The organism is Trinickia sp. EG282A (assembly GCF_040965455.1).
GTDB lineage: Bacteria > Pseudomonadota > Gammaproteobacteria > Burkholderiales > Burkholderiaceae > Trinickia > Trinickia symbiotica.
In genome coordinates, this window is record NZ_JBFRCC010000001.1 from 1,462,675 (window position 1) to 1,473,746 (window position 11,072).

11 protein-coding genes are annotated in these 11,072 nt (G+C 62.9%); 6 read left to right on the forward strand and 5 right to left on the reverse strand.

Going from position 1 to position 11,072, the window contains the following annotated elements; all coding sequences use genetic code 11:
- The first annotated feature begins 51 nt into the window (after positions 1 to 51).
- Positions 52 to 939 carry an amidohydrolase gene (locus AB4Y31_RS06695; RefSeq protein ID WP_368673468.1) on the forward strand — a complete coding sequence of 296 codons (888 nt, stop codon included), beginning with the start codon at positions 52 to 54 and terminating at the stop codon, positions 937 to 939.
- A 28-nt stretch (positions 940 to 967) separates the two neighbouring features.
- On the opposite strand, the gene AB4Y31_RS06700 is transcribed toward AB4Y31_RS06695, so the two are convergent.
- From AB4Y31_RS06700 to AB4Y31_RS06720, 5 genes are all read right to left on the reverse strand, one after another.
- On the reverse strand, positions 968 to 1,975 hold the full coding sequence (locus tag AB4Y31_RS06700) for an Ldh family oxidoreductase (RefSeq protein WP_368673214.1): 1,008 nt from the start codon (positions 1,973 to 1,975) through the stop codon (positions 968 to 970).
- 32 nt (positions 1,976 to 2,007) lie between these two features.
- On the reverse strand, positions 2,008 to 2,955 hold the full coding sequence (locus tag AB4Y31_RS06705) for a hydroxyacid dehydrogenase (protein WP_368673215.1): 948 nt from the start codon (positions 2,953 to 2,955) through the stop codon (positions 2,008 to 2,010).
- Entirely contained in the window at positions 2,952 to 4,292 is a 1,341-nt protein-coding gene (gene dctA, locus AB4Y31_RS06710) for a C4-dicarboxylate transporter DctA (protein ID WP_368673469.1), read from the reverse strand. The genes AB4Y31_RS06705 and dctA overlap by 4 nt, the downstream gene beginning before the upstream one ends.
- A 248-nt stretch (positions 4,293 to 4,540) precedes the next feature.
- Entirely contained in the window at positions 4,541 to 5,716 is a 1,176-nt protein-coding gene (locus tag AB4Y31_RS06715) for a UxaA family hydrolase (RefSeq protein ID WP_368673216.1), read from the reverse strand.
- Between the two features lie 75 nt (positions 5,717 to 5,791).
- On the reverse strand, positions 5,792 to 6,061 hold the full coding sequence (locus AB4Y31_RS06720; RefSeq protein WP_020566528.1) for a UxaA family hydrolase: 270 nt from the start codon (positions 6,059 to 6,061) through the stop codon (positions 5,792 to 5,794).
- 254 nt (positions 6,062 to 6,315) lie between these two features.
- Here AB4Y31_RS06720 and AB4Y31_RS06725 point away from each other — a divergent pair, with 254 nt between their 5' ends.
- The 5 genes from AB4Y31_RS06725 to AB4Y31_RS06745 all read left to right on the forward strand — a co-directional run bounded on the left by AB4Y31_RS06725 (position 6,316) and on the right by AB4Y31_RS06745 (position 11,055).
- Positions 6,316 to 7,074, forward strand: coding sequence for a GntR family transcriptional regulator (locus AB4Y31_RS06725; RefSeq protein WP_018443552.1), 759 nt, complete (start codon positions 6,316 to 6,318; stop codon positions 7,072 to 7,074).
- A 461-nt stretch (positions 7,075 to 7,535) separates the two neighbouring features.
- Positions 7,536 to 8,555, forward strand: a complete 1,020-nt coding sequence (locus tag AB4Y31_RS06730; protein ID WP_368673217.1) for an ABC transporter substrate-binding protein — start codon at positions 7,536 to 7,538, stop codon at positions 8,553 to 8,555.
- A gap of 2 nt (positions 8,556 to 8,557) precedes the next feature.
- Complete coding sequence (locus AB4Y31_RS06735; RefSeq protein ID WP_368673218.1) at positions 8,558 to 9,373, forward strand: ABC transporter ATP-binding protein; 816 nt, start codon at positions 8,558 to 8,560, stop codon at positions 9,371 to 9,373.
- Complete coding sequence (locus tag AB4Y31_RS06740; RefSeq protein ID WP_368673219.1) at positions 9,366 to 10,277, forward strand: ABC transporter permease; 912 nt, start codon at positions 9,366 to 9,368, stop codon at positions 10,275 to 10,277. Before AB4Y31_RS06735 ends, AB4Y31_RS06740 begins: the two co-directional genes overlap by 8 nt.
- Positions 10,278 to 10,305: 28 nt before the next feature.
- Entirely contained in the window at positions 10,306 to 11,055 is a 750-nt protein-coding gene (locus tag AB4Y31_RS06745) for a sulfite exporter TauE/SafE family protein (RefSeq protein WP_368673220.1), read from the forward strand.
- Positions 11,056 to 11,072: the final 17 nt, after the last annotated feature.

Sequence of the window (11,072 nt, forward strand, 5' to 3'; positions counted from 1 at the left end):
CTTTCGCCGGATGAATATGAATTGACGAGATTGGAGACACCCGTGGACTACCTGCCCATCATCGACCCGCATCACCATCTTTATGATCTCGAGACCGGAAACTACCCGTGGTTGCAGGGGCCGATGCTCGAGCGCGTGTTCGGCGATTATTCGGCGATACGCAAAGACTATTTGATCGAAGACTTCCTGGCCGACATCAAGAATCAGAACGTGGTGAAGACCGTTCACCTGCAGGTGGAGTACGACCATAACGATCCTGTCGCGGAGACGCGATGGCTGCAGAGTGTGGCGGACAAGCATGGCTACCCGCACGGCATCGTAGCCTTCGCGGACCTCGCTTCGGATAATGTGCAAGCGGTGATCGAGGCGCACTGCGCGTTTCCGAACGTGCGAGGCATTCGCCAATGCCTGAATTTTCATCGGGATCCGGTCAAAACCTTCATCGACAACCCGCATCTGATGAGCGACAGCCGCTGGCGGCGCGGGTATGCATTGCTCGAGCGCTATGACCTGTCGTTCGATTTGCAGCTCTATTACACACAAATGGAAGAGGCGGTCGCGCTCGCGCGCGATTTTCCGAACACGCCGATCGTGCTCAACCACACGGGCATGCCGGTCGATCGCGCACCCGAGGAAATCGAAGCGTGGAAGCGGGGCATGAAGCTGCTCGCATCAGCGCCCAACGTCTCATGCAAGATCTCGGGGCTGGGGATGGGCGACTGGAAATGGACCGTCGACAGTATTCGCCCATTCGTGCTGCACGCGATCGAGGCGTTCGGCGTGCAGCGCTGCATGTTCGCGAGCAACTTCCCCGTCGACAAGCTTTTCAGCAGCTATGACGACATATTCAACGCGTTCAAGTCCATTACGAAGGGCTTCTCGCCGAAGGAACGGAGCGCGCTGTTTCACGACAATGCCGAGCGTGTTTACCGTCTCTGACAGGCGGTGTTTGGCTTGAGCTGCTTGCTCAGTCGCCGCGCGCGATGCCGCGCAGCCGCTCGAGCAACGCAGCGGGAATGTCGATGCCGCCACGCCGCGCCGATAGAGCCACGTCGCGGCGGCGCTCGCCCGGCAGACGGACATCGGAGTCGACGAGCATTTGTTCGACCAACGCCTCGACGCGGGAAAGATAAGTTTCATTGCCGGCGAGCGCGGCGGGATCGATCGCCCAGAAAAGATGGCCGATGCGCGAGCGGGCGCCGTCCGCGGTCAGGAAAGAACCGGCTTCGTAGCCGAAATTCGCTCCGGCCAACGCGGCGGCCAGCAGTTCGACGATGAGCGCGAGCATCGCGCCTTTCGCGCCGCCGAAGGGCAACATCATGCCGTCGAGCGCGGCTTTGGCATCGGTTGTCGGCAGTCCGTCGCGCGTCGTCGCCCATCCCTGCGGGATGGGCTTGCCTTCCTGAGCCGCGACCATGATCTTGCCGCGCGCCACTTGCGACAGCGACAAGTCGATGATCAACGGATCCGCGCGGCGGCGCGGAAAGACCGCCGCGATCGGATTCGTGCCGAAGATCGCATGCCGGCCACCCTCGGCCGGCATCGCTGCCGGCGAGTTGCTGAATGCGAGGCCGACCATGCCGGCCGCGCCAATCGCTTCGAGGTGCCATGCGCCCGCGCCGAAGTGATGGCTGCGCGTCACGCTGGCGACCGCGCTGCCGTACTCGCGCGCACGTTCGATGACCGTGGAGACGGCGAGCGCGCAAGCGGGGTAGGCCATCCCATCCGCGGCATCGACGAGCACGGCGGCGCCGCGCGATGAAACGATGGCTGCCACGGCTTTGGGATCGACGCGTCCGTTGCGCAACTGCGCGACGTACATCGGCAATCGCGAGACGCCATGCGAGGAGAGCCCATGCAAATCGGCATAGACGAGGGCGTTGGCGGTCGCGGTCGCTGTATCGCTGCGTGCGCCCGCGGCCTCGAGCGCGCGCGTGGCGAGCTCGGTCAGCTCGGCAGGCGAAATGCGTGTCATTCGGAGGCTCCTTTGCAGCAAGGGTTATGACATCAGCGCGGCGTATGCGCATCGTCGCTGAGCGCTTGCGCGATCCGCGAAGCGACGAGCGTGCTCACACGCATGTTGGACTGCGCGGTGAGACCGGCGATATGCGGCGTCAGGATGAGGTTCGGCACGTCAGCAAGGACCGAGCCGCTTTCGAGCGGCTCTCGAGCGAACACGTCGAGTGCCGCGCCGCCGAGTCGGCCTTCGCGCAGCGCAGACGCGAGCGCCGCTTCATCGACGATGCCTCCGCGCGACGTATTGATGAGAATCGCGTGCGACGGCAGCAGTGCAAGTCGTGTAGCGTCCAGCAGATTGCGCGTGGCGTTCGTGAGCGGCATGTGGAGCGTGGCGACGTCGGCGCTGCGCAGCGCCTCGTCGAGCGGCACCGGGCGAGCGCCCGTCGAGCCCCAGCACGGCGCGTCTGGCGGCTGAGCCGGATCGTAACCGATGGCGGTCATGCCGATTGCGTTGGCGAGGCTGGCGACGAGTTGGCCGATACCGCCAAACCCGATGATCGCCAGCGTGCTGCCGGCGGCCTCCCGTCCATTGGACAGCGCCGCACGCGGCCATGCGCCCGCGGCAACGGCATCGCTCGACGTGTAGGCGCCGCGTAAAAGCAGCATGGCGGTGGCGATCACATACTCGGCCACCGCGCGGGCGTTGGCGCCCGTCGCCGGCAAGACCGCCACGCCGCGCGCCGCGCAGGCGTCGACATCGATATTGTCGAGGCCGACGCCGAGCCTTCCGATGGCGACGAGTCGCGGCGCGGCGTCGAGCAACGCCCGCGTGACTTGCGTGCGATTGCGCACGATCAGGGCGTCGGCGTCCTTCAGGCATGCCAGCAGGCGCGCAGGATCATCGACGAGCGCGGGATCCGCATGCACGTCGAACTGACGCGACAGCGACTCGATCGCCGCACCGTCCATGAACTCGCTGATGACGATTTTCTTCAATTGATGTTCCTCCGGGCGACAGAGGGCATCTTCAGCTCGCGAGTCGCTTCGGTCCGCGCGTCGCGGGCGGTCGTCTCCTCCTCATAGACGCCAACGCGCGGGGCGGACAACACTTCACGTGCCGTGTGCACGTCGAAAACGCCCTCCCAGCGGGCCACCACGATCGTCGCGACGGCATTGCCGATCAGGTTGACGAGGGCGCGAACCTCGTTGAGTATCCGATCGACGCCGAGAATCAGCGTGATGCCGGCCACGGGAATGATGTTGTGCGTCGACAGCGTGGCCGTGAGTGCGACGAGCGCGGCACCGGCTACGCCCGCGCCGCCCTTCGACGTCACCATGAGTATGGCGAGCAGACCGATCTGCTGCGGGAGCGTCAAATGCGTGCCGGTCGCCTGCGCGATGAAGAGCGACGTCATCGTCAGATAGATGGCGGCGCCGTCGAGGTTGAACGAGTAGCCCGTGGGCAGCACGAGTCCAACGACGGACTTGGGGCAGCCGAGTTTCTCGAGCTTGTCCATGAGTCGCGGCAACACCGACTCCGTCGTCGACGTGCCGAGCACGATCAGCATCTCTTCGCGCAGGTAACGAATGAGCGGCCACAGCCCTATGCCGGCCCATCGGCAGATCGTGCCGAGCACGAGCGCGACGAAAAGGACGCTCGTCAGGTAGAAGCAGACGATGAGCAGGCCCAGTTGCTGCAGCGTGCCGATGCCGTACTTTCCCACCGTGAACGCCATTGCGCCGAAGGCACCGAGCGGGGCGAGCCGCATGATCATCTCGACGATGCGCATGAGCGCATCGCCGCATTGCTCGATGACGTTCGAGAGGAAACGGCTCTTCTCGCCCATGATCGATAGCGCGATGCCGAACAGCACGGAGAAGAGCAGCACTTGCAGTAGATTGCCACGTGCAAACGCGCCGACGACCGAGCTCGGCACGATCTCCTCGAGCAAACCGCCCGACGCCTGCGTCTGCGCCACCGATTCATAGTGGCTGATCGCGTGCGCGTCGAGGGTGCGAGGGTCGATATCGAGACCGGCACCGGGATGCATCACGTTCGCAACGACGAGTCCGATCAAGAGCGCGAGCGTCGTGATGGCTTCGAAGTAGAGAATCGTCTTGAGTCCCACGCGGCCGACGTGCTTCAAATTCTCCATCCGTGCGATGCCGAGCGCGACGGTGCAGAAGATCACCAACGTGACGAGCATCTTGATGAGCCGGATGAAGAGGTCGCCGAGCGGCTTCATCGTCACGCCGGTGGAAGGCAGGAGGTAGCCGACGACGATGCCGGCCGCAAGGCCGATGAGAACCTGAACGTAAAGGCTTTTGAGCATGCGCAAGATGGTGTCTCCTCCACTCGCTGCTGCTGGCTGATAGGGACGGCGGGTTCACGCCCGGGCCGGCGAAAGCCGGCCCGCGCAGCGCATGCCGCCGGGCGCCGGTTCGATACGGCGTCACTGTCTCATGCGGCGCGGCCCGCCAGCCCGAATGACCCCATCGGGATAATGGAGGCTTGCCGTGCGGTGCGGCGTTTCCTTCGCACTCCTTATGATCCGCACGGCGGCGGCGCCGCGTCCAAGGCTCATGCGCTTTCGAAGAGACGCGTGAGCACGAACTCTCGATGCCCGAGCGTCTCGGCGGCGGTCCATCGGCCATTGACCGTGGCCAGCATCGCTTCGAGCAATTTGTCTCCGGCCTCGTCGAGGTTCTGCTCGCGCTGCAACAGGCCCGAGACATCGACGTCGATGTGCTCGGACATCGTGCGCACGGTACGCGGATTCGCGCAGATCTTGATGACGGGAAGAATGGGATTGCCGATGACGTTGCCCTGGCCCGTCGGGAAGAAATGGACGGCAAAGCCCGATGCCGCGCACAGGGTCACCATCTCGGCCGCCGCCGACGACGAATCCATGAACCAAAGACCGGATCCCGTCGGCGTTTCCGCTTTGTCGAGTACGCCATCGACCTTGCAGCGCTTGCCGATTTTCTGGATGTTGCCGAGCGCCTTTTCTTCGATGGTCGTCAGCCCGCCGGCGATATTGCCCTTCGTCGGTTGCGACTCGGACAGGTCGTCCGTTTTCCAGCGATTGATCATGTCCTGATAGCGGTCGAACATGAACTGAAAGCGCTCGCGCACCGCGTCATTCGCGCAGCGCTCCGCAACGAGCTGCTCGCCGCCCGTGAGTTCCGACGTTTCGCCGAACACGAGCGTCGTGCCGAGCCCGTAGAGCTTGTCGAACGCGTTGCCGACCGTCGGGTTCGAGCCGCAGCCCGATGTCGTGTCGGATTCGCCGCACTTCGTCGATACCCAGAGATCGGCAATCGGACATGTTTCGCGCTCGAGCGAAGTCGCGTACTGAACCATCTCCTTGGCGGCCTTCGAGGCGCGCATGATCGTGTCGTGGTCCCCATGCAGCTCGATGCCGAAGCCCATGACGGGCTTGCCCGATTTCGCGATGCCGTCGACGACGCGCTTCGTCCAGCCTTCCTCGATGCCGATGACGATGACGGCGGCGACGTTCGGATTGCAGCCGGTGCCGATCAGCGTACGGAAGTGGAGGTCGAGGTCCACGCCGAACTGCAGCCGTCCGTAGGGGTGGGGCAGCGCCATCGTGCCCTTGATGTTGTTTTCGACTGCCAGCGCGGCGGCGTTCGACAGGTCGTCGACAGGCAGGATGATGACGTGGTTGCGCACGCCGACGCGGCCGTTGCTGCGGCGATAGCCGCGGAAAGTGGTATTGCTGTCGATCACGCTCATGACGGTTCTCTATGCTCGCTTTGATTGGGACATTGACGGTCGCCGCGCGCCCTAGGACGGCGCGGCATGCGCGTATTACCAGCGCTTCGTCTTGATGTTGTGAACATGGGCGTGCTCGCCCGCGGCGATCGGGGCGACCACGCGCCCGATATCGACGCCGTACTTGTAGACGGTGTCTCCGACCGCCATGTCCTTCAGCGCAATCTTGTGCCCGATCGGAATGTCCTGCTTTGCCGTCACGGCGACGATCTCGTCGTCATCCATGATCCAGGCGTTGAGTCGATCGCCCGCCTGAATGCCCTCGACGACGGCGACGCCGACGGTGTCCTTCGCTTCGTGCAGCACGATATGGATCGTTCTTTTCTCAGGCGACGACGACGCCCGTGTGGCCGATGCGGCTGCTGCGGTTTGGTTCATGGTGTTCTCCTCGATCTCCTGAAGACACGGTTCGTTTTCCGTGCAAACCATCTTAGGCGGCAGGTTCATCGGTGTCAACCATATCATCTATATGTCTTTGATGAGCCATATGAGCGGTAGTAGAATCCAGTGCCAGCAACGACAGGACTGTTTCGAATACACCGAGTGCATCAGAGGTCGCCATGAATACGATCATGCTCGCCACGTCCGCGATCGGCGGAACGCGGTACAAGGAAGTCAAGAACGCGATGCTGGCTGCGCTTGCCGCGAGCGAATGGAAGGGCGGGGAAGCGATACCGTCCGAAAAGCGTCTCGCCGAGCGCTTCGGCGTGTCCATCGGCACATTACGCAAGGCGATCGACGAGCTGGTGGCGGACAACATTCTCGTGCGCCACCAGGGACTCGGCACGTTCGTGGCGCAGCACCAGCGCGACCGGCATTTCTTCCGCTTTTTCCGCATCGTCCGCCAGGACGGCGACAAGACTTATCCGACGGTCAGTCTCGCCAGTTTCAAAAGGACGAAGGCGTCCCGGGAAATCGCTTCGGCGCTCGGGATCGAGCCGGGCGAGCGCGTCTTCTCGTTCGTCAATCGGCTGTCGCTGCATGGCGAAAGCGTCATCGTCGATCACATCGCCGTGGCCGAATCGCGCTTCTCCGGATTGACGGAGAAGGCGCTGCGCGAGCGGCCGAGCACGCTTTACAACTTCTATCAGGATGCTTTCGGCATCAATGTCGTCGGCACCGATGAGCGCCTGCGCGTGGCGAAGGCCGACGAGATGGAGGCGGAGTTGTTGGGCGTATCGGCCGGTACGCCGCTCCTCGAAGTCCGCCGTATTGCCTATTCGTACCACCATACGCCCGTCGAAGTGCGCATCTCGCACGTCAACACCGAGCGATACGAATACATGGGCGCATCGACTACGCGCGAGGAAACGAGTTAAGGCCGCCGGGACTCGCCCAGTCGTCACGCGAGCGAGCGGCGGCGGAAACGGCGGCCATTCCGGCGGCGATTCCACGCTGACCCCGCCGGTTCCCTCTCGCTGCGAGACCCGGTTTTCCCCAATTTGCAATCGGTTAAGCGATCACCTACACTGCGAACTCATACAGATGAGTTAAATCACGCATAGGTCAACGCATCTCGCACGGCCCATGCTCCAATCGCTCATCGGTGAACCAACAGCCGGCCCGACGTTCGTCCGATCGTCAGGCGCCCGGCACGAAGGAGACAGCACGATGCGCACTTCCCCCTCCCGTCGCCGCATCCCGATCCTGCACTTGCTGCGGGCCGGATGAGCGCACGGGCAAGGCGCGCGCTTCCTCTCGCACGTTCCGCCGCCTTGCCCTCCCTCTTGCGTCTCACCCCTTTGCCATACGTTCCTTTTTTTGCGAGGAGTGCCGAGCAATGAGCTTTCGCAAGGTGGTTTCACTATTTACCGTCTCGCTTGCCGTGTTCGCGGTCGCGTTCAGCGCGCCGGCCAGGGCCGACGTGACGGAAATCAAGGTTGCGCGCCAATACGGCATCAGCTACTTGCCGCTGATGATCATGCAGGACCAGAAGCTGATCGAGAAACACGCGGCGCAACTCGGATTGCCCAACCTCAAGGTTTCCTGGGTCCAGTTCGCGGGAGGCAACGTGATGAACGATTCGCTTCTTTCGGACTCCTTGCAGATCGCGTCAGGCGGCGTCGCACCGCTCGTATTGCTATGGGCGCGCACGCACAACACGCCGCTGGCCGTGCGTGCATTGGCCGCGATCAATTCGATGCCGCTCTTGCTCAATACCAACGATGCGAAGGTGAAGACGATCAAGGACTTCAGCGATCGGGACAAGATCGCTTTGCCGGCCGCGAAAGTCTCGATTCAGGCGATCACGCTGCAGATGGCCGCGCAAAAGGCGTTCGGAGAAGGCAACGCAGGCGTGCTCGACAAATACACGGTGACGCTCGCGCATCCGGACGCCCAGCAGGCGCTTTTGTCGGGAAACAGCGAAGTGACCGCGCATTTCGGTTCGCCGCCGTTCCAGGAACAGGAGCTCACGCACCCGAACATCCATACGGTGCTCAATTCTTACGACGTGCTCGGCGGCCGTTCGACCTTCAACCTCGTCTGGTGCACATCGAAGTTCTACGACCAGAACCCGAAGATCGTGAAGGCGTTCATGGCCGCACTCGATGAGGCCGAGACGATGATCCGCGACGACAAGCACGCGGCCGCGCTGTTGTACTTGCGCGTGAGCGGTGAGAAGACCAACGTCGGCGAGATCGAGAAGATGATCGCGGATCCGAATGTCGAGTTCACGACGACGCCGAGCAATACGATGAAGTATGCGACGTTCATGTCGCGCACGGGGCTTATCCGGACCACTCCGGCAACATGGAAGGACCTGTTCTTCCCGACCGCCCAATCGTTGCAGGGGAGCTGATTATGCGTTCTCAAGGTCAACAGGCGGGCCAGGCGTCATCGACTGCCGATGGCGGGTCGTCGCCGCTGCTCGACGTGCGCGGGGTCACGCTGCAATACAAGACGCCAAAACACCTCGTCATGGCGACGTATCGCGTCGATTTTCAGGTCTTCGAAGGCGACCGTTTCGTTCTGCTCGGCCCGTCCGGCTGCGGCAAGTCCACGCTGCTGAAGAGCGTGGGCGGCTACCTGACGCCGACGGAAGGCTCGATCGTTCTGAAGGGCAAAGCGGTCACGAAGCCGGGGCCGGACCGGATGATGGTCTTCCAGGAATTCGATCAGCTGCTGCCCTGGAAAACCGTCAGGCAGAACGTCATGTTTCCGTTGGAGGCCGCGCTGCGCTTGAGTCCACGCCAAGCGCAGGAGCGCGCGTTGCATTACATCGACAAGGTGAACCTGACGAAGTTCGCGAACAGCTACCCGCATACGCTATCGGGCGGAATGAAGCAGCGCGTGGCGATCGCCCGCGGCATGGCCATGGAACCCGACATTCTGCTCATGGATGAACCGTTTGCGGCGCTCGATGCTCTGACTCGCCGCAAGATGCAGGATGAACTGATGGCGCTGTGGCAAGACACCCGATTCACGGTGCTGTTCGTCACTCATTCGATACCGGAGGCCATCAAAATCGGCAGCCGGATTCTGCTGCTGTCGCCGCACCCAGGCCAGGTCAAGGCCGAGCTCAACACGGCCGACACAGCGGAATCGGCCGCGGCGCTCGAGACGCGCATCCAGCAAATGCTGTTCGACGACGAAATCAAGGAGGCCGAACATGTCTGATGCCACCACCGCGCGCAACGGCACGCCTGCCATGGCCAACATGTCGCCCCCTCCTCGCGGTGAGATCGTGCGCGAGCCCAGCAGCGCTCAGCAGTTCAGCGTCGTCGAAAAGCCGTTGTCGCCGCTCGAGCGTCTCTACAACCAGGGATGGGTGCGCAAGGTCTTCATCCTCGTCGTGCTCGCGTTGATCTGGGAATGGTATGGACGCAGCCTCAACAACGCGCTGCTTTTTCCGACGTTCAGCGCCACGGTGCAGGCGTTCGTGAGCAGCATTGCAAGCGGCGAGTTGCCAGGCAAAGCATGGGCATCGATCCATGTTCTCCTGATCGGATACGCGTGCGGCGTCGTGCTGGCCGCGATTCTGACGGCCACCGCGATCACGTCGCGCATCGGCACCGATTTCCTCGAGACGATGACGTCGATGCTGAACCCGTTGCCGGCCATCGCACTGTTGCCACTGTCGCTGATCTGGTTCGGGCTCGGAAATGGCAGTCTCGTATTCGTACTCGTCCACTCGGTGACGTGGTCCGTCGCATTGAATACTCATTCCGGTTTCAAGTCCGTCAGCAATACGCTGAGAATGGTGGGGCGCAACTACGGGCTCGGCGGCATGCGCTACGTCATGAAGATTCTCGTGCCGGCCGCGTTTCCGAGCATCCTCACCGGGCTCAAGATCGGCTGGGCCTTCGCATGGCGCACGTTGATCGCCGCCGAGCTCGTTTTCGGCGTGAGCTCGGGTTCAGGCGGCCTCGGCTGGTTCATCTACGAAAACAAGAATTTGCTCGACATCGCGAATGTGTTCGCCGGACTCTTTACCGTGATCCTGATCGGACTCGCCGTGGAGAACCTGATTTTCCGCGTCGTCGAGCGCCATACGGTACAATGCTGGGGGATGCAATCGTGATGATGGCGGCTTGCGCGGGGCGCCCTTGTTGAGCCCCGAGCTCGCGCTGCTCGTCGCGGGCGGCAGCGCGGTCGCCGGCTTCGTATCGGGGCTCGCCGGCTTCGCCTTCGGCCTCGTCGCAATGGTGTTCTGGGCTTGGACGATGCCGCCTCAAGTAATCGGGCCGATGCTCGTCGTCGGGTCGCTCGTCGGTCAATTGCTGACGATCCACACCGTGCGCGCGCAGATTCGCGCCAAGCTCGTTGCCCCGTTCGTGATCGGCGGCTTCGTCGGCGTGCCGATCGGGGCCGCGCTGTTGCCGATCATCGATCCGGTCGCATTCCGGATCGGCGTCGGCCTCTTGCTCATCGCCTATTGCAGCGTCATGCTGGCGGCGACGAACCTGCCTGTCCTGAAGGTCGGCGGCTCGTTCGCGGACGGCGGGGTCGGCATGGTCGGCGGTATTCTGGGCGGCATCGCCGGGCTCGTCGGCCCAGCTCCCACCGTATGGTGCATGCTGCGCGGCCACGACAAGCATACTCAGCGCGCGATCTGTCAGACTTTCTTCATTGCGATGCAATCGTTGACGCTGGTCACGTATCTGGCCACGGGCATCATCGGTCGGCAGACGTTTTACCTGATCCTGTGCATGGTGCCCCCAGCCCTCGTTTTCGCCTGGCTCGGTTCGCGCCTTTACCTGCGCATCTCCGAGCGCGTATTCCGGCGGGTGCTGCTCGTGCTGCTGTTCGCATCGGGCGCCGCGCTCTTCGGCACATCGCTCGCCCATCTTTCGAGATGAGCGGGAGGGAGAGCCAC